Genomic DNA, 18859 nt, shown 5'->3' with positions numbered 1-18859 from the left:
ATGCCCCGCACGCAGGTTTCGCCTACTATGACCGGGTGAGTTACCAGAACCGAAACGTTGCCGCGAGCTTCCACCCCTTTGAGCTCTCCGAATCCTCAGCCCACCTTGAGGCACTCTCGTCGTGGCGCGAATATCCGCGCATCCAGCAGCCCACGTGGCCGAATGAGGAGGAGCGCGCGCGGGTGTTTGATGAGCTTCGCGCAGCGCCACCACTCGTGTTCGCCGGCGAGGTCGACCTGCTTCGCACGCATCTCGCGAAGGCAGCTCGTGGTGAGGCATTCTTGCTCCAAGGCGGCGATTGCGCCGAAACTTTCGCCGATTCGACCGCAGATCGCATTAAGAACAAGGTTCAGACGATCCTCCAGATGGCAGCGATCCTCACCTATGGCGCCTCCCTGCCCACAATCAAAATGGGGCGCATGGCGGGACAGTTCGCGAAGCCTCGCTCGAGCGATACCGAGACGATCGATGGCGTGAGCCTCCCGAGCTACCGCGGCGATGCCGTAAACGGGTATGAGTTCACGCCCGAATCCCGCGTGCCGGATCCTTCACGCCTGTGGAAGATGTACACGACCGCTTCGCAGACTCTTAATCTTTTGCGAGCGTTCACGGGAGGCGGTTTCGCCGACCTCAGGCAGGTGCAGGCCTGGAACAAGGGCTTCGTGGAGTCCGACGCCTACTCGAAGTACGTGCGCGTCGCGGACGACATCGAGCGTGCCGTGCGCTTTATGGAGGCGATCGGCGTGGACTTCGATCCCATTCGCATGGTCGAGTTCTACTCGTCTCACGAGGCGCTTCTTTTGGATTACGAAGAAGCACTTGCGCGCGTTGATTCGCGCACGGGGGAGATTTACGGCTGCTCGGGGCACTTCCTCTGGATTGGGGAACGTACACGTCAAATCGATGGTGCGCACGTGCACTTCATGTCGCAACTGCGCAATCCGATTGGGGTGAAGCTCGGCCCGAACGCAAGTGTCGAGGACATGCTCCGCCTCGCCGATGTTCTTGACCCCGAGCGCGAGGCAGGCCGCCTCACCTTCGTGAGCCGCATGGGGGCCGCGAACGTGCGCGAGAAGCTTCCCGTGCTCCTCGAGGCCGCAAAGAGCGAGGGAATCGAGGCCGTCTGGGTAACCGACCCGATGCACGGCAACACGATCACGAGCTCGAACGGTTACAAGACTCGCCGCTTCGACGACATCATGGACGAAGTGCGGGGCTTCTTCGAAGCGCACTGGGCGGTCGGTACCGTACCCGCCGGGCTCCACATGGAGCTTACGGGCGATGATGTCACCGAGGTTCTCGGTGGCTCAGGCGAGCTTGATGAAGAGGGGCTGCAGCATCGCTACGAGACTCTCGTGGATCCCCGTCTCAACCACTCGCAGTCGCTTGAGCTCGCGTTTCTCGTCGCAGATATGCTTGGCAACCGCCCGAGCTAATCGGCTTTAGTAGACCGTAATCGTGACGGTCGAGCCGCGGGGCACCTTCGTGCCGCCCGGCTGGGACTGTTGCGACACGAGATCGAACACGGGGGTTCCGCGTTCGTACACGACCTCGACCTTGAGGCCGGCGCCCTCGAGCGCCGCACGGGCATCCGCTTCACTCTTGCGGAAAACGTCGGGCACGTCCACGAGGTTCGGGCCTAGCGAGATCGAAACCTTCACCTCGCTACCGGGAAGCGCGGAAGTGGCTCCCGCCGGGTCCTGGGAGATGACCTGCCCCGCCGGCACTTTCGAGTTGTACTGCTCGGTGACCTTCGCGACGAGCCCCGCGTCTTCGAGTGCTTTGATGGCGGCTTTGCGTTCGCTTCCCGCGACGCTCGGTACCTCAATGGGCTCGGGCCCGTCGCTGACGGTAAGCGTGATGTTCGCACCGTGGGGCAGCGATGTGTCAGCGGGCTCCTGGCTGATCACGGAATCTTTCGGTACATCCGAGGAATATGCGCGGGTTTCGGTGCTCTCGAATCCTGCGTCTGCCAGGGCCGAGGTGGCGTCGGAAATTGGCTGTCCCTGCACCTGCGGCACATCGAATAGTTCCTGGCCCAGCGAGAGCGTGAGACGCACGGGCGTGCCTTTGTGTACTTCGGTTCCTGTTGCGGGGTCGGAGGAGATCACGCGCCCCGCGGGGACGTCGTTGCTATAGGCCTTGGCGGTCGTGACGTCGAGATCCTCCGCCTGGAGCGCAGCCTCGGCATCGCTGAGGGGAGCGCCCGCAACGAGCGGAACGGTCCGCATACCGCCCGGACCCTCGGTGTTGTACCAGCGCAGCGCCCCGAAGATCGAAGCCGCGAGGAGCGCGAGGATGCTTACAATCGCGAGAGCGCTAAGGAGAGGCGAAGGATGCGAATCGCGGGTATGGGCGCCTCGTGAACGGCAGGGGCCCGTGAGAGCCACTTCGCGAATACTCTCATCGGGATCAGTGGAGTCCGACGGTTTCTCGCCCGGAGTGAAACTCTTGCGCGCTGTCGCGCTCGTGCTGCCCGAAGCACCGTTGCCTAAGGTACTGGAGGCACCCTTCTCCCAGAACAATTCCGCTCGTGACGCACCATCCCTTGACGCGTGCGAAGGCGACGGTGGCGATGCTGGTGACGAGGGGGCCACGGCGCGCTTGGCGTCGGGGGGAATCTGGCGCGTAAGCCGAGGAACATTAGCCGTGGCGTCGTCTGCGGCTGCTTCGACCGCGGGCTGCGCGCGATACGCGAGCTCGGCGGCGCTCAGCGTATCGAGGATGTCGTCGAGGGCGAGGAGAACTTCGTGGGCACGTGTCGGGCGTGAGGCGGGCAGGCGCGAGGCAGCCCACGTGATGATCGAATCGACGGAGGCGGGGACGCCCGGCGCGAACTGCGAGGGAGCGGGGATGTCTTCGTGCGCGTGCTGGTAAGCGATGTGCACCGCCGAGTCGCCCTGGAAAGGCGTGCGGCCCACGAGCATCTCGAACATCATGATGCCCCATGAGTACAGGTCGCTGCGCGCGTCGCTGACGCCGCGCGTGACGACCTCTGGGCTCACGTAGGCGACTGTGCCGAGCATCGTGCCCGTCGCGGAGGTTGTCGCGGAACCTACGGCGCGCGCGAGGCCGAAATCAGCGACGAGGATGTCGCGCTCGGCGTTCACGAGCACGTTTTCCGGCTTGATATCGCGGTGGATGATGCCTGAGCGGTGGGCGGCGTCGAGAGCGGCAAGCACGTCGCGGCCCACACGAAGAGCACGCTTGAGCGTGAGGGTTTTTTCACGTCGGAGTTCGTCGCGAAGGGTTTCGCCTTCAACGAGCTGCATCGCGAGGTACACGCGCCCCTGGTCCTCGCCCTGGTCGTAGACGTTCACGACATGAGGGTGGGTGAGTCGAGCGGCACTTCGCGCTTCGCGTGAGAAACGCGAGATGAACTCGGGGTTATCCGCGAGATGCGGGTGCATGATTTTGAGCGCGACGGGGCGATGCAGGCGCTCGTCGAAGCCTCGATAGACCGTGGCCATGCCGCCACGCGCAATCAAGTGCTCGATGCGATAGCGATCGCTAAGGACGAGGCCGATGTCTGGGGAAGAAGACTCGGTACTCACGCCGCAAGTCTATGCGCGCCTCTCTCGCGTGCCCGCGCGCGACACCCTGGAATATGCTGAAGGGGTGAATATCTCAGAAGACGACATTTCCCGCCTCGACTCGCTCGTCGGTCAGTGGCTTACCCTTCCGGACGTTGCCGAGATTCTCGATATTTCCGTGACGAAGGTTCAGCGCCTCATCGAGGATTGCCACCTCGTTCAGGTGCGTCGCGGGACGCCCAAGGTCCGCTCTGTCCCCGCTGATTTTCTTCTTGAGGGCGAGGTCATTGCGCACCTTCGCGGCACGATTATGGTGCTGCGCGATCAACACCTTTCCGACTACGAGATCCTCGAGTGGCTTTTCACCTCGGATGATTCTCTGCCTGGTCGCCCGATCGATCACTTGCGTCGCGGCCAGCGAGGAGAGGTGCGTCGGCGCGCGCAGTCGCTCGGTTTCTAGCGTCCCGTTCGGGCAAGTTGTCGCACGAGTGAGTCGAGGAGTTCGCACGCGTTCCTCGATGTCAGCGTTGAGAGTTCCCTGGCAACGACATCGCGCGCGTTGTCTTCCCGGGTGCGAATGAGGCCCTCGACGCTTTCGCGCGCTCCCGTAGATTCCATGATGTCACGCACATGGGCAACCTCTTCGGCGGTGGCCTGAGGGTTGCCCACGGTGGCCTCCAGCACGCGGCGCTCAGCTTCGGTTGAGCCTTCTTCGGTGAAAGCGAGGAGCATCGTGCGCTTCCCCTCGAGGATGTCGGAGCTCGTGGATTTGCCGAGCGCAGATTCGTCGCCAAATACTCCGTCGAGATCGTCGCGAAGCTGAAACGCCTCGCCTGCAGGAAGCGCGTAGTCGCCGAGGGCGTTGAGGAGCTCCGGGGAGGCGCCACATCGGGTGGCGCCGATCATGAGGGGCCGGTGCACCGTGTAGGAAACTGTCTTCCACCGAGTCACGAGGCGGGCGGAAGTAGCTGCGGAGTCGGTGGAGGTGATGGCGCCTGCCTGGTTGAGAATATCGAGATACTGACCGGCCATGACTTCCGCGCACAGTGCGTGGAAATGTAGGCGGTCGGCTTCGCCCGCAAAAGCGGAGGAAGCGAGTTGGTGGGCGAGCGAAAGTGCGAGGTCACCGAGGATCACTGCTGTTGCCACCCCGAAGTCCTCGGCGTTGCCTTTGAGGTTGTGCTTCTCGTGCTGGGCCGTGGCGGCGACGTGGATCGCGGGGCGGCCCCGGCGCGTAGGGGAATGATCGAGGACGTCGTCGTGGATGAGTGCTGCCGCTTGGACGAGTTCGACTGCGGCGCCGAGCTGAGCGATGTCGTGTTCTGTCGTGTCGTCGAGGTCGCCCGCGGCCGCGAGCGCTCCCGCGCGCACGAACATGGGGCGTAGACACTTGCCGCCTTCGAGGAATCCTTCGAGCTTGGAGCTGAGTGCTGCGGGCTCCGGCGCTAGGGCGGCAAGAGTCTCCTGTTCACTTTGAAGGAAGCGCGTGAGAATCGCCGTCACGCTTTCGCGGACGTCGTCGAAAGGGGGGTGTTGCACGCGGGTCCTCCTTGGCGCGGGGGCGTTGTTTTTTCGTCGTTTTGCTCTGCTTTTCCATCGTGCCACAGCAAAACTCGTGGCGGCTCGCGCTCCACAGCTGTGGCGCCTCCCCATATCCGGTAGCGCGCCTCGCATGCGGGGACTGCGCAGGTGATCGTGGAGGCATGACACACAACACACAGCAGTTTTCGCCAGGATCCACGGAGCTTGCTCCCACCGTCAATCTCCTCGATGCACGAGAAATTTTCGCGGCAGTCGCCATGCAATTCGCCCACCTCGACCTCAACTCTTCTTTCATCATTTTCGGGTGCGGGGCGAGCCTTCACGGCGATTCTGGTGTGATCCTTAGCCGCATGCGTCTTGAGGAATGCGCGGAGGCAGAACTTCTTGCCCGCGAGATTGCTCGCCTCGCGCGCAACCTGCAGGAGCTCGGCGCCACTCACCTTGCGCTCCTCGCAACGGGCACCCCAACACCCGGTGAGTGTGGCGAGTGTTCGGGGGCGCGAGTCGAGTGCTTCGACGGTCATTGGCGTGACATGGCCGAGACGAGCCAGCTGATTGCACTCTGCGACCTCGTTGCCGAGGCGTGTCTCATGAGCGGGGTCACAATCCCGTGTGCTCTTCACGCTTACGAAGGGCTGTGGGCGTTCAGCTCAACCGTTGATGCCGAGTACTGGCGCGTCTCCCATCTCGGGGAGCTCGAAGAGAGCGCCTTTGCGGCGAGTGTGGTGGCGAGCGGAATTCCGTTCCGCTCGAAGATCGAAAAGTCGAGCTCCCATGACGTGCTCATTGCGGCGGTGAAGCCATTGTGCGATAGCGACGTGGCTTTTCCTTCGCTCAGGTGCCTCGAGAATGAAAGCCGCGAGGCCCTCGAGGATCTGCTCACACCACATGCTTTCGCCGGCGAGGGAGAGCAGAAGCTGGAGCGCGGCATCGCGGAACGCTACCGCGAGGCTGTCCTCACGCTCGCGTCGCTCGCCGTGCTGGGACCGGGCCGCGACCACATCATCGCGAGCGTGATTGGCCTAGACGAAGAGGAGCCGCTCAGCCCGTCCTACGCCATCGAACGCGTCTTCGAAGATCCGGAGTTTTTCCCCGCAGCACATCTGATGCCCGGTGGAGAAGGCGATCGTCTCATCAACGCCCTGGCAGAGATTTGGCGGCGCTCGAACGGGTGGGACTGCTCGGCCCGCTATCGTGCTGCCTTCGCCAACCTGGCGGCGATTGCCGCATTTCTCCTGTGGTTCAGCGGGCGCATGGGGGAGGCCCATCGGCTTGCGAGCGACATTATCGCGGTGGAGGACTCGTCCGAAATGGCCGAGCTCGTCGTCGGCCTCGGGGCCGGTGGAGTGAGCCCACTGTGGCTTGAGGAGGCATACGCTCCCCCGAGCAGGTGAAGAAGGGCGCCGTGCGACGGACAGGGAAACGCACACGTGAGGTAGGAAAGGTACACGTGACGCTGCACGCGCGCAGCGATTAGACTTGACGCGCACGATCGTTGAGCGCCACACGCGCACCGTCTGCGCAGCACACGCTGCCCGTCGAAAGGACCGTCATGGTTGTCGTTGCCGCCTACGCCTCGACCTCGCAGGGAGATGCCGCGCTCGCTGCGGCCATTCGCGATGTTGCCATGACCGACCGCGAGCTGCTCGTTGCGTCCTTCCCCTATTCCGATCCGCTTGAGGGCTCCCGATCTGCCGATGCAGAGGAAGTCAACGAAGCGATCAAGCGCGTGTCCGCGGACATGAGCCATGAAGAGCGGGCCTACCTTGAGACTCTCGAGGTTCGCGTGCGTGAGGCCGGGTTGGAAAGCTCGCGCGACATCGGTGATTTTCTCTTGCGCGTCGTGCGGGAGGAAAAGGCGAGCCTGATCGTGATTGGCCTTCGACACAGCGCGCCGGTAGGTCGGCTCATGCTCGGCCAAACCGTTAAGCGGCTGCTACTCGAGTCGCCCTGCCCTGTTCTCGTGACAAAGGACTAGTCTCAGTTGGAATAGATGAGGGGCAAGGGCCGTTATAATTGTACGGTCCGTGCGCAATTCGCCCGCCAGTCACCCGGTGCGAGAGCTGAGCCCGCACGCCACCCTCGGATCCCAACTGAAGGAAGCCTGTGTCGACGAGCACGTCTAAGAAAGAAGAAGTCGCCGAGAACCTTGAGTCGCTCACGAAGGCACTCGACGGTGAAACCTCGGTGAGCTACGAGGCACTCAAAGCCGCCGCCAAGAATCTTGGCATTTCTCCCTACAAGGTTGCCTCGCTCTCGAAGAAGCTCGAGGAAGCCGGCATCGAGATTCTCGATCGCCCGAGCGGCTCTCGCAAGAAGAAGTCGAGTGCGAAGAGCGCCGAAGCGCGCAGCAACGACTCCGCCGAGGCGAGCGACTCGTCTAAGAAAGCCGCGACCTCTTCGGCAAAGGGGAGCAGCGCGAAGAAGAGCACCTCGACTGACAAGAGCGCTGAGGCTCCCTCGGAGGCGGAAGATTCCTCGCACGAAGCTGAAAGCACTGAGACCGTAGAATCGAAGGCTTCACGCAAGAAAGCCGCTAAGGCTTCCTCCGCCAAGAAGGCCGGTAAGCGCGGCACTAAGAAAGAAGAATCCGCCGCGGAAGAGGCGGGAGACGCCAAAGGCGAGGACTCCTCTGACGACGACGATCCGAGCAAGGGGTTTGCTCTCACCAACGACGAGGACGACTCGCCCGCTCAGCAGGTCGTCACTGCCGGAGCTACCGCCGATCCCGTCAAGGACTACCTCAAGCAGATCGGCAAGGTTGCGCTGCTCAATGCGGTTCAGGAAGTCGAGCTTGCCGAGCGCATTGAGGCAGGCCTGTACGCCGAACACAAGCTCAAGCAGGATCCCTCGCTCAAGAAGGGAATCGAAGGGCGAGATCTCGAACTCATTGTTGCCGATGGTCGAGCAGCAAAGGATCACCTCCTTGAAGCGAACCTGCGCCTCGTCGTGTCGCTCGCCAAGCGCTACACGGGCCGCGGCATGCTCTTCCTTGACCTCATCCAGGAAGGTAACCTCGGCCTCATCCGTGCGGTGGAGAAGTTCGACTACGCGAAGGGCTACAAATTCTCGACCTACGCGACCTGGTGGATTCGTCAGGCGATTACGCGCGCGATGGCTGATCAGGCGCGCACGATCCGCATCCCGGTTCACATGGTGGAGGTCATCAATAAGCTCGCGCGCGTGCAGCGCCAGATGCTTCAAGATCTCGGCCGCGAGCCGCTCCCCGAGGAACTCGCGAAGGAACTCGACATGACCCCGGAAAAGGTCGTCGAGGTGCAGAAGTACGGTCGCGAACCAATCTCGCTCCACACCCCGCTCGGCGAAGATGGCGACAGCGAATTCGGCGACCTCATCGAGGACTCCGAAGCGGTCGTACCCGCCGATGCGGTGAGCTTCACCCTCCTGCAGGAGCAGCTCCACTCTGTTCTCGACACGCTCAGTGAGCGCGAGTCGGGGGTCGTGGCCATGCGTTTTGGCCTCGAGGACGGCCAGCCCAAGACCCTCGACGAAATCGGCAAGGTCTACGGTGTCACGCGCGAGCGTATTCGCCAGATTGAGTCGAAGACCATGAGCAAGCTGCGCCATCCCTCGCGCTCGCAGGTGCTCCGCGACTACCTCGACTAAACCGTATGGTTATCTAAGTGCTGCTCGCGTCCCTCCACGTGGACGCGAGCAGCACTCGCTTTGAGGTGAGCATAAAGTGGCCGCGCCCCGGAGGGCGCGGCCACTTTTTCGTGCTGTAAGGAGATACGGGCGCTCCCCGTAGCTCACCCGCGCTACTGCGCGGAAGTCAGGCGCTCGGTCTCATCGACGACTCGGGTCGCGATCCCCTCGAGGGCCTCGGCGTTGGCACGTGCGTGGTGGGCGCAAAAGAGAAGCTCGCCGCCCACCTCGAGTTCGAACTTCACGTAAGCCTGCGCGCCACAGCGATCGCAGCGATCGTGCGCGGTCAAAGTGCGTTCTTCTAGCATCGTTTCCATGCCCCCATTGTGGTCGTTACGCGCGCGTGAAGCGAGCAGTTCCCACCGTGGTTCGCTCGCAGCGCAATCACCTGTGGCACGCCTAACGCGGGGCAATCGTCGGAATCTCAAATCCACCGAAAGGGGCCCTCTCCCGCCTAAAATCAGGGCGTGGCACAAAAGACAAACTCCCAAACGGCTGCCTACGACGCAGCGAACCTCCAGGTTCTCGAAGGGCTCGAAGCCGTCCGTAAACGCCCAGGTATGTACATCGGCTCGACCGATTCGCGCGGCCTCATGCACTGCCTGTGGGAGATCCTCGATAACGCGGTTGATGAGGCCCTCGGCGGTTTCGGCGACGAGATCACGGTGATCCTCCACCCCGACGGCTCGATCGAAGTGCGCGACAAGGCGCGCGGCGTGCCGATTGATAAGGAACCGCGCACCGGCCTCACGGGCGTTGAAGTCGTCTACACGAAGCTCCACGCCGGCGGGAAATTCGGCGGCGGCTCTTACTCCAACTCGGGCGGCCTTCACGGCGTCGGCGCCTCCGTCGTCAACGCCCTTTCCTCTCGCATGGACGTCGAAGTTGATCGCGGCGGAAAAACGTATGCGATGAGCTTCCAGCGCGGTATCGCGGGCACGTTCGACGATGCCGACGCCCCGGATCCCAACGCGCCGTTTACGCAGTTCACGGGAGCCGGCGAGCTGCGTGAGATCGGCAAGGTAAAGCGGGGCGTCACGGGGACACGCGTGCGCTACTGGGTGGACCCTCAGATCTTTATCAAGGGTGCGCACGTTGTTCTCGATGAGATCCAACGTCGCGCACGCCAGACCGCGTTCCTCGTCCCGGGGCTCAAGATTGTGCTGCTTGACAAGCGCGAGGAACGCACCCCCGAGCAAAGTGAACGCACAGTTTTCCACTACGAAGGCGGTATCTCGGAGTTCGTCGAGTATCTGGCGAAGGATCAGAAGATCACCGACGTGATCCGTTTGAGCGGCTCGGGGGAGTACACCGAGACCGTTCCCGTTCTCGATAAGAGCGGGCGCATGGTCTCCAAGGACGTCGAGCGTACATGCGAGGTTGATATCGCCCTGCGCTGGGGCGCGGACTACGACACGACCATTCGTAGCTTCGTGAACATCGTTTCGACGCCGAAGGGCGGCACGCACGTCGCAGGCTTCGAACAGGCTCTCGCGAAGGTCATCCGCAAGGCTGTCGAGGCTCAGTCGCGCCGCGTGAAGTTCAACTCGAAGAAGGACAAGATCGAGAAGGACGACACGCTTGCTGGCCTTACTGCCGTGGTGACCGTACGCATTGATGAACCGCAATTCGAAGGCCAGACGAAAGAGGTGCTCGGCACCCCCGCCGCTCGCCAGATTGTCGCCAAGGTCGTCGAGCGCGAACTCGGCGCCTTCCTCAGCTCGACCAAGAAGGGTGAAAAAGAGCAGGCCACGCTCGTCGTCGACAAGGTCGTGAGCGAGATGCGTGCACGTGTCGCCGCCCGCATGCACAAGGAGGTTTCGCGTCGTAAGAACGCGCTCGAATCCTCGACGATGCCTACGAAACTTGCGGATTGTCGCCACACGGGGATCGACCGCTCCGAGCTTTTCATCGTCGAGGGCGACTCGGCGCTCGGCACGGCAAAGAGTGCCCGCGATTCGGAGTTCCAGGCGCTCTTGCCGATCCGCGGCAAAATCCTCAACGTCCAAAAAGCCTCGATCACGGACATGCTGAAGAACGCCGAATGCGCGAACATCATCCAGGTGATCGGCGCCGGATCGGGACGCACGTTCGATATCGAGCAGGCGCGCTACGGCAAGATCGTCATGATGACCGACGCCGATGTCGACGGAGCCCACATCCGTACGCTTTTGCTCACGCTTTTTCACCGCTATATGCGTCCACTCATCGAAGAGGGGCGTATCTATGCCGCCGTACCGCCGCTGCACCGGGTGGAAATCATCCACGGTGGAGCGAAGAAGAACGAGTTCGTGTACACGTATTCGGAGAAGGAACTGCATCAGCTTTTGAAGAAGCTCGAGCGTTCAAAGAAGCGTTATAAGGAGCCGATCCAGCGCTATAAGGGTCTTGGCGAGATGGACGCCGATCAGCTCGCGGACACGACCATGGACCCTTCACAGCGTTTGCTTCGCCGAGTGACCATTCAGGATGCCGAGTCGGCGGACCGCGTGTTCGAGCTGCTCATGGGCTCCGAAGTAGCGCCGCGCAAGCAGTTCATCGTCGAGGGAGCCGAAGAGCTCGACGTCGAGAGGATCGACGCGTAGGGGCCTGCCTCAAGAAGAGCGAGTGCGTCAGCCGCGCGTGAGGCTGTAGTGCGCCGTGAGCGTGTGCGCTTCACCGGGGGCTAGAGGCACCGCACCGCCTTCGCTGACTGCGGTTTCAACACACACGAAGCGGGTCCACTCGTCATCGGGAATGTCCGCGGTGGAGGCGACGTCTTCGCGCCACGGCGTCCACACGACCGTGCGGTTCGCCCCGCTCTGTGCGATTTCGATGCGCCGATTGGCGCGGGGATCAGCAAGAACGAGCGGTGGAGCCGCCTCGAACACGAGGTCGGTGGGGGCGGCGAAGGTCTGGTTTTCGGTTCCGACGCCTGCCGCGCGACCCCGCGCCGCATCCGTAAAGGGCACCCCCGCGAGCCCTTCGAGGCGAGCCTCGCGTACGTCTTGCACAAGGAAATACGTGTGGAATGCCGCTTCGAGTTCGAGGGGCTGTTCGCCAGCGGTCACGGTGAGGCTCAGTTCGAGGGTCGCGCTCGCCCGCACGTGGAGGCGGGCCGCGCCGACCTCGAAACCGGGGTAGTGGCGTCGCTCCTCAAGGTCGAAAGCTGCGGTCACGACTCCGTTCGGATCGACGTGAACGCTTGTGAGTGCCCACTTTGCCCGCCTGAACCAGCCGTGTTGTGGCTCTTCGTTGCCTGAGCGACCGTGGCCGAACCACGGGCCAATGAGGGGTACTCCGCCGCGGATATGAGAGGAGGGGGTGAAGGTGGCGAGCGGGGAAAGCCACATGGTTTCGCTGTGCCCTTTGGGTATCCAGCTCGTCACGTGTGCGCCCGAAAGAGAAATCTCGAGTTCGCATGCGGGGGTGTGAGCCTTCAGCACTCGGGCGCCTTCGCGCTCGTGTAGCGAGACTCCCTCGGGGAGGTGCATGGGGGTCGTCATGAGAGTGAACCAACCGCCGCGATGGGAAGCGTGAGAGGCGAACCGGAGCCGTCTCGCCGGGCGATCGGGGAGGGGAGGTCGATCGGTGCGCCGGCATCGGAACAGGCGAGTGCGGGCGCATTGACGATCCACGCGGAGATAAGCGTGTCTTCCCCGCGCAGGAAGCGATGACAGCGAACGCCGCCCGTCGCGCGTCCTTTTGCGGGGTATTCCGATGCGGCGGAGACCTTGAGGGAGCCCGATTGCACACCGTCGAGCGCACTCGACGAACCGGCGACGGTCACGACCTCGCCGGGCTTCGTGACATCAAAAGCACCAAAGCCAATGACCCTATCGCCCTCGCCGAGCTTGATGCCTGCCACGCCGGAACCTCCACGGCCCTGGGCGCGTACACCCGAGGCGGGGAAGTGCAAGAGATGCGCATGAGCGGTGATAAAGGCCAGATCCATGTCGGCATCGTCGAGCATGTCGACGACGCCCACGACACGGTCGCCGCCCTTGAGCGTCACGATGTCGAAACCGTCCGACTTCGGGAAGTCTCTGTTGACACGCTTGACGACGCCGTTCGCGGTACCGAGCGCGATGCCGCCTGTGTCGGTTTCGCCCTCGGGAAGTTCGAGACGCACGAGGCCCACGATTTTCTCGTCCTTTTCGAGCGAGAGGAGGTCGGCGAGACGCGTGCCACCCGCGATAGAAGACGAGCCCGCCGCGGGAGCGAGCGCGGGGAGGTCCACGACGTCGACGTGGTGGAGCCGGCCGAGGTCGGTCACGGCCCCGATGACCGAGCGCGTCGTCGTGCTGACGCGCGCGAGGATCACGTCGTGCTGGGAGCGCGTGTGGGCGTCGGCGCCAAGGGTCGTGCGTCGGGGGACGCGGGCCACGAGGCCTGTCCCGGAGAGGAGGACGTCGCACGGTGAATCCTCGATCTCGAGGCTCGCCGGGGTGGCTTTGGCCTTTGCGGCATCGGCCTCAAGGAGGATCGTGCGGCGCGCCGTGCCGTGTTCCTCTGCGACTTGCTGCAATTCGGCGCTGACGACGCGGTGCAGTGCGGACTCTTCGGAAAGGATTTCGAGAAGTTCGGCGATGTCGCGCTCGAGTTCGTCTCGCTCCGCCTCAAGCTCGAGGCGCGAGAACTTGGTGAGGCGGCGAAGGCGCAGCTCAAGAATGTACTCAGCCTGGGCACTCGAGAGGTCAAAGACCGTCATGAGACGCTCGCGTGCGCTCTCGACGGTGTCGGAGGAGCGAATGATCTGAATAACTTCGTCAATGTCGACGATCGCGATGAGGAGGCCCTCAACGAGGTGGAGGCGGTCGCGGCGCTTACCAAGACGGAACTCGGTGCGGCGACGAACAACGTCGATGCGGTGGTCGAGGAACACGCGAAGGAGCGGCTTGAGCCCGAGGGTGCGGGGCTGCCCGTTCACGAGCGCGACATTGTTGATGCCGAACGAATCCTCCATGGGCGTGTGCTTATACAGCTGCTGAAGAACGGCCTCCGGGTTGAAACCGCTCTTGAGCGTGAGCACGAGCCGCATTCCGTGCTTGCGGTCGGAGAGATCCTGGTAGTCGCTAATGCCCTGGACTTTCTTCGCCTGAACGGCGTCGCGAAGTTTCTCCGCGATCTTCTCGGGGCCAACCTGATAGGGAAGTTCGGTCACGACGATCGCTTTTTTGCGACTCGTGACGTTTTCGACCTTCGTCGTCGCGCGAATCTTGAAGGTACCGCGTCCCGTCTCGTAGGCATCGCGAATACCCCCGAGCCCCACGATGCGCCCGCCGCTTGGCAGGTCCGGGCCAGGAACGAAGCGCATGAGATCTTCGAGCGTGGCCTCGGGATGATCGAGGAGGTGGCGCGCTGCCGCGATGACCTCCACGAGGTTGTGGGGAGCCATGTTGGTGGCCATGCCCACCGCAATACCCGAGGCGCCGTTGACGAGCAGGTTCGGGTACTGGGCGGGAAGGACCTCCGGCTGGAGAAGCTGGTTGTCGTAGTTCGGCACCATGTCGACGACGTCTTCGTCGAGGGAGGCCGTCATCAGAAGCGCGGCCTTCGCCATGCGCGCCTCGGTGTAGCGCGCCGCCGCGGGCCCGTTGTCGAGCGAGCCAAAGTTGCCGTGACCGTCCACGAGAGGCAGGCGCATGTTGAAGTCTTGCGCGAGACGCACGAGGGCGTCATAAATCGCGGAGTCACCGTGAGGATGGAGTTTGCCCATGACATCGCCAACGACGCGTTGGCTCTTCACGTGCCCCTTGTCTGGGCGGAGCCCCATGTTGTCCATCGTGTAGAGGATCCTGCGTTGGACCGGTTTGAGCCCGTCGCGCGCATCGGGGAGCGCACGCGAGTAGATCACCGAGTACGCGTACTCGAGAAAGGAGGTCTCCATCTCGCTTGTGACGTCGATGTCGACGATGCTTTCTTTGATCGGCTCCGGTGCGGGCGTGGATGTACGTGAGGCCATGCGCACCATTGTGCCAGCGTCAATCCCACATACGGGGGAGGTGGCGAACGTAGAATCGTCACATGGCACGAGGAAGGCGAGGCGCAAAAGGGCGCGCACACGATGGTCACTACCCCGAGTGGTGGTCCTCGTACGAGTGCGCGGCAAACGGCATGGGCGTTCTCGTGCGCCCCCTCGCAGCCTCGGATTCCCGGGCACTCGAGGCTTTTTACTCGGGCCTCTCACAGCAAACGCGGTATCAACGCTTCTTCACCTCGAAGCGCACTCTTTCGCGTGAGGAGCTCAAGCGGCTCTCACGCGTTGACGCCCGTGACCGCATCGCCCTCGTGGCGTTGAGGGGCGGGGCCATCGTGGGGGTTTCGCGCCTGACCCGCACAGCGCCGAGTGTTGCCGACATCGCGTGCGTCGTATCGGATCGTCTGCATGGGCAGGGAATCGGCACCATCCTCATCGAACGCCTGACGGCTATCGCCCGCTCGGTGGGTATTGAAACGTTCACGGCGGATGTGCTCGCCGATAACGATGCGATGTTCCGCGTTCTTGAGCGCACGGGCTTCGAGCTTGAGCGAGGAAAAATCGAGGAAGGGGCCGTGGCCCTTTCCTGGAGCACAGTTCCGACGCCCGCCACCCTCACGGCGCAGCGCGAGCGTGTGCGTCGAGCTGAGGCCGCAGCCATGGCGCTGTTGTTCGACGCGGCATCGATCATGGTCGTGGGGGCGAGCCGTCGCCGGGACCAGGTGGGAGCCCAGATCATTCGCGGGCTCATCGCGAGTGGCTTTAGCGGTGCGATCTTCCCCGTGAACCCCGAGGCCTATGAAATCAATGGCCTTAAAAGCTTCGGAAGCATCGCCGATGTCCCCGGTCCCGTGGACCTCGCGGTCCTCGCCCTTCGCCCCGAGCGGTGTATCTCGGCGCTCGAAGCTCTCGCGGAGCGCGGCGTGAAAGCCGTAGTCGTGGTGAGCGCGGGCTTCGCGGACGCGGGCGAAGAGGGGCTCGCCGCGCAGGAGGCGCTCGTTTCTGCTGCGCGTGCACACGGCATTCGCATTCTTGGGCCCTCCTCGCTCGGGTTCTTCCGCACGGGGGAGAATCCCCTCAACGTTTCGCTCGCGCCGCGGACCTCCGAGCGGGGAACGATCGCGCTGGCCGGTCAGTCGACGGCCCTCAGTGCGATGATTCTCGCAGGAGCTGACTCGCGCGGCCTTCGCGTGAAGGAGTTCCTCTCCGCAGGTAATCGCGCGGATCTCTCCCTCACGAGCGCACTGGAGCGTTGGCACAGCGACGAGGACATCGAATTCGTCGCACTTTCTCTCGAATCCCTCGGTGATCCCGCGAGACTCGTGTCCCACATCGAGACTCTTTCGGCACGAGTCCCCGTTCTCATTGTTCGCCCGCCCAACGAGCCGGAACGCGGCCCCGCCGACACCGCGCGTAAGGCCTCACCTCTTCCCGATCGCGCCATCAACCAGATTTTGGATCGCGCCGGAGCGCTTCGTACCGAGAGCGTCGACCACCTGCTCGATACCCTCGCCCTCCTTTCTCGCGAGGGTCGCGCTCACGGCACTCGAGTGGGGCTTCTTTCCAATTCGAGTGCGCTAGGCGCCACGTTGAGGGCGGCCGCCCACGAGGCGGGGCTCGACGTTCGACGCGAGAATTTCCGTGTGCCGATCGTCGGCGATGATCGTTTCGTTTCGCGCGCCTTCACCGCGATGGCCGCCCCGGGCGGCGTCGACTGTGTGATCGCCGCGATCCTCGACACACAACGGGTGGATCTCGTACACCTTGCCCAGGCGCTTTCAACCCTCGCGTCAGGCTCTGCCGTTCAGGTACTCATGGTCGTCGTGAGTGATGAACCCCGCGTACGTGTTTTGCGGTCAGCATTACGCGAGGATCCGAGCCTCCCGCCAGTCTTCGCGACCGCCTCACGCGCGAGCGAAGCACTCGCGACCTCCCTGCGCGCCGCACACTCGCGTGTCCGGAGGCCCCGCCCGGTACCGGCTACTCGCACCCTTACCGAGACCCAGCTCGAGCACGCTCGCGCCGCGCTTTCCCCCACGCCCGCGCAAGGGGCTCTCCTCGGCGCGCTCGGCCTTCCCTTCAACGATTCCCGCCGCACCCGCGAGAGCGAATGCGAGCTTCGCCTTCGCTTCGAGCGCGACGATGCCCTCGGCCCAGTGTTCACACTCGCCCTCACCGGAATCGCCTATGAAGTGTTCGCCGACGCTTCCTATGCGCGCCTTCCACTCCGGCAGGGAACGGCGGAGGCCATGCTCGAGGAGCTCGAGGCCGCGCCTGTTCTCGACGCTCACGTCCCACGCGACTGCGAAGGCCGTGCGCGGCTCGTCGAGGCACTCGACACTCTCGCCGCCGCATTCTTGCACCTTGACTCTCTCACCTCACTCACCTTGAATCCCGTGCGGGTGCACGCCAAAGGGCTCGAGATCGGCGGATGCGAAGCAACCGTCGGGCCTCCTCACGGCCCTTCACCGGACCTCACTACACTGGAGCCATGAGCCTTCCACCGACACTCCTCACGGAACTCGAGCTTGCCGGGTATTTCCCCGACACGGCCCGCGCAGCCCTCGAGCGCGCCGTGCGCGAAAGCCGAATTCGCAGCTACCTGGTGCGACCCGAGACAACCTTCGATGGGCCGGAAGTGCGCCGCCACCTCACGATTCTCGCGCTCACCGACGAGCACCTGGTCATCGTGCACCTCGACGACGAAAGCGCGGACGCGCTCAACCCCACCCAGGTGATCGTCTCCACCGAACGGGTCAAGCTCGCGCGCGTGGGCAATCTTGCGCTTGCGCAAGCGTACGACGCCGATGGCGCCGCAATCGCGCCGCGTGAGGCGGAAGTGACACTCGGCCTGAACTGGGGCGCGAACCGACGGCTCGATGTGCAACCTGCCTGGTGCGACGACCCGCAGTGCAGCGCCGATCACGGATATACGGGTGAGAGCCGCGAAGCGGACCTCGTTTTGCGGGTGAGCGCCATCGCCGACGGCGAACAGGCCATCGCCGACGCGCTCGCATTCTTCGATTCCCTTTACGACGCAACGCAGTGACCGATCCCGTTGATTGGCGCGAGGGCGAACCACGCCTCGTGCGACGATGGCGCGAGGCGCTCGAGGCGCGCAGCGGCCGCGACCTCCTGATCCTCGTCGATGGCCTGGGCTTTGAGGACCTCGAACGCTATCGAGGTCACACACGGTTTTTTCGCACGCACGCGAACTCTCTCGAGCGAGAAACGACCATCGCACCCGCCACCACGACCAGCGTGCTCGCCTCCCTCTTTACGGGAGTGTCACCACTCGCGCACGGCATTCTCGGTTACGAAGGGCTCACGTCGAACGGCACTCGCGTGAATAACCTCAGGGGAGCAAAGAATCTTGACCCTCGCGAGTGGATACGCGCCCGCGGATACGCGGAGAACTCTGAGCGCTTCGTCGCGCATGTGGGGCCGGCGCGCTACCGCAATAGCTTCCTCACGGGCATGCTTCAACCCGCTGAACGCTGGGATTTTTTCGGCTACTCCTCGCCCGGCGGAAGAATTGGCGCCGTGCGAAAGGCACTCTCTCACGTCGGTGCCGGCGGCGCGTGCTACCTCCATGTCCCGGATATCGACAAAGCGGGGCACCGCTACGGCCCTGGCTCGACCGCGTGGCTCGACGCTCTTGAAGACACCGACAGGTTTCTTGACACGCTCATGCGTTCCGTCCCTGAAGGCACGCGCGTAAGCATCACCGCGGATCACGGCATGGTCGAAGCCGATTTTGAGCAGATCATGGACCTCGCACACGCCCCCGGCATGCTCTCACGATGCAGTGCCGTCGCGGGTGAGGGGCGCGCACTCATGGTCCGGTTCCGGGATGCCGACGGCCACCCGCCCCTCGCGGAGCTTCGGTCGTGGGTAGGGGAGCGGGGGGACGTTCTCGATACCGACCAGATGCTTTCGAGCGGGCTTTTGGGAGAGGCGCGCGGGTCGGAGCGAGCAATCGTTGCGCAGCGGCTCGGTGACGCGCTCATCTTCGCTCGAGGTCGCCACCAGTTCACCCATACGGGCTTCGTGAGCGCAGCCTCCCTTACACAACGAGGAGTTCACGGTTCGCTCAGCGATGCTGAACTCGCGGTGCCGTTTCTTCAGTTCACGGTGTAGCAGGCCGCGGCTTCGCCAC

General features: G+C 63.6%; 14 protein-coding genes. 9 read left to right on the top strand and 5 right to left on the bottom strand.

The window, feature by feature from the left end; all coding sequences use genetic code 11:
* Window positions 1–35: 35 nt before the first annotated feature.
* Window positions 36–1436, top strand: a complete 1401-nt coding sequence (locus D8M36_RS01530; RefSeq protein ID WP_126846166.1) for a class II 3-deoxy-7-phosphoheptulonate synthase — start codon at window positions 36–38, stop codon at window positions 1434–1436.
* A gap of 6 nt (window positions 1437–1442) precedes the next feature.
* Here the strand turns inward: D8M36_RS01530 and pknB are convergent, their stop codons facing one another.
* Entirely contained in the window at window positions 1443–3554 is a 2112-nt protein-coding gene (gene pknB / locus D8M36_RS01525; RefSeq protein WP_238638339.1) for a Stk1 family PASTA domain-containing Ser/Thr kinase, read from the bottom strand.
* Window positions 3555–3618: 64 nt separating this feature from the next.
* Here pknB and D8M36_RS01520 point away from each other — a divergent pair, with 64 nt between their 5' ends.
* On the top strand, window positions 3619–3993 hold the full coding sequence (locus D8M36_RS01520) for an Rv2175c family DNA-binding protein (RefSeq protein WP_238638338.1): 375 nt from the start codon (window positions 3619–3621) through the stop codon (window positions 3991–3993).
* Here D8M36_RS01520 and D8M36_RS01515 read toward each other — a convergent pair.
* The gene (locus D8M36_RS01515; protein ID WP_161970179.1) at window positions 3990–5072 is read right to left on the bottom strand and encodes a polyprenyl synthetase family protein; all 1083 of its coding nucleotides are present in this window, start codon (window positions 5070–5072) and stop codon (window positions 3990–3992) included. The genes D8M36_RS01520 and D8M36_RS01515 overlap by 4 nt on opposite strands.
* A gap of 164 nt (window positions 5073–5236) precedes the next feature.
* Between D8M36_RS01515 and D8M36_RS01510 the strand changes: the two genes are divergently transcribed.
* From D8M36_RS01510 to D8M36_RS01500, 3 genes are all read left to right on the top strand, one after another.
* Window positions 5237–6469, top strand: coding sequence for a hypothetical protein (locus D8M36_RS01510; RefSeq protein ID WP_126846160.1), 1233 nt, complete (start codon window positions 5237–5239; stop codon window positions 6467–6469).
* A 101-nt stretch (window positions 6470–6570) separates the two neighbouring features.
* Window positions 6571–7053: a universal stress protein gene (locus D8M36_RS01505; protein WP_236886215.1), complete on the top strand. Its 483-nt coding sequence runs from the start codon at window positions 6571–6573 to the stop codon at window positions 7051–7053.
* Between the two features lie 128 nt (window positions 7054–7181).
* A complete protein-coding gene (locus D8M36_RS01500) occupies window positions 7182–8702 on the top strand; it encodes an RNA polymerase sigma factor (protein ID WP_153246493.1) in 1521 nt (506 codons plus the stop codon).
* Window positions 8703–8854: 152 nt separating this feature from the next.
* Here the strand turns inward: D8M36_RS01500 and D8M36_RS01495 are convergent, their stop codons facing one another.
* Window positions 8855–9058, bottom strand: coding sequence for a DUF7455 domain-containing protein (locus D8M36_RS01495; protein ID WP_074296640.1), 204 nt, complete (start codon window positions 9056–9058; stop codon window positions 8855–8857).
* A 150-nt stretch (window positions 9059–9208) separates the two neighbouring features.
* Between D8M36_RS01495 and D8M36_RS01490 the strand changes: the two genes are divergently transcribed.
* Complete coding sequence (locus tag D8M36_RS01490; RefSeq protein ID WP_126846158.1) at window positions 9209–11326, top strand: DNA gyrase/topoisomerase IV subunit B; 2118 nt, start codon at window positions 9209–9211, stop codon at window positions 11324–11326.
* 27 nt (window positions 11327–11353) lie between these two features.
* On the opposite strand, the gene D8M36_RS01485 is transcribed toward D8M36_RS01490, so the two are convergent.
* Together D8M36_RS01485 and D8M36_RS01480 are read right to left on the bottom strand one after the other, a co-directional pair.
* Window positions 11354–12226, bottom strand: coding sequence for a D-hexose-6-phosphate mutarotase (locus D8M36_RS01485; RefSeq protein WP_126846156.1), 873 nt, complete (start codon window positions 12224–12226; stop codon window positions 11354–11356).
* Window positions 12223–14685, bottom strand: a complete 2463-nt coding sequence (locus tag D8M36_RS01480) for a DNA gyrase/topoisomerase IV subunit A (RefSeq protein WP_126846154.1) — start codon at window positions 14683–14685, stop codon at window positions 12223–12225. Before D8M36_RS01480 ends, D8M36_RS01485 begins: the two co-directional genes overlap by 4 nt.
* A gap of 62 nt (window positions 14686–14747) precedes the next feature.
* On the opposite strand from D8M36_RS01480, the gene D8M36_RS01475 reads away from it, so the two are divergent.
* Genes D8M36_RS01475 through D8M36_RS01465 form a run of 3 tightly spaced genes read left to right on the top strand, consistent with a single transcriptional unit; the run spans window position 14748 to window position 18840 of the window.
* Entirely contained in the window at window positions 14748–17195 is a 2448-nt protein-coding gene (locus D8M36_RS01475) for a GNAT family N-acetyltransferase (RefSeq protein ID WP_126846152.1), read from the top strand.
* The gene (locus D8M36_RS01470; RefSeq protein ID WP_126846150.1) at window positions 17192–17749 is read left to right on the top strand and encodes a DUF5998 family protein; all 558 of its coding nucleotides are present in this window, start codon (window positions 17192–17194) and stop codon (window positions 17747–17749) included. Before D8M36_RS01475 ends, D8M36_RS01470 begins: the two co-directional genes overlap by 4 nt.
* Window positions 17746–18840, top strand: a complete 1095-nt coding sequence (locus D8M36_RS01465; RefSeq protein WP_126846149.1) for an alkaline phosphatase family protein — start codon at window positions 17746–17748, stop codon at window positions 18838–18840. The genes D8M36_RS01470 and D8M36_RS01465 overlap by 4 nt, the downstream gene beginning before the upstream one ends.
* Window positions 18841–18859 lie beyond the last annotated feature (19 nt).

The sequence above is a fragment of the Dermabacter sp. HSID17554 genome, from assembly GCF_003989295.1.
Lineage (GTDB): Bacteria > Actinomycetota > Actinomycetes > Actinomycetales > Dermabacteraceae > Dermabacter > Dermabacter vaginalis.
This window is presented reverse-complemented; position numbering and strand designations above follow the sequence as displayed.

Coding starts and splice junctions, on each gene's coding strand:
- D8M36_RS01510 (WP_126846160.1), top strand. CDS start 5,237: ATGACACACAACACACAGCAGTTTTCGCCAGGATCCACGGAGCTTGCT.
- D8M36_RS01495 (WP_074296640.1), bottom strand. CDS start 9,058: ATGGAAACGATGCTAGAAGAACGCACTTTGACCGCGCACGATCGCTGC.
- D8M36_RS01485 (WP_126846156.1), bottom strand. CDS start 12,226: ATGACGACCCCCATGCACCTCCCCGAGGGAGTCTCGCTACACGAGCGC.
- D8M36_RS01480 (WP_126846154.1), bottom strand. CDS start 14,685: ATGGCCTCACGTACATCCACGCCCGCACCGGAGCCGATCAAAGAAAGC.
- D8M36_RS01475 (WP_126846152.1), top strand. CDS start 14,748: ATGGCACGAGGAAGGCGAGGCGCAAAAGGGCGCGCACACGATGGTCAC.
- D8M36_RS01470 (WP_126846150.1), top strand. CDS start 17,192: ATGAGCCTTCCACCGACACTCCTCACGGAACTCGAGCTTGCCGGGTAT.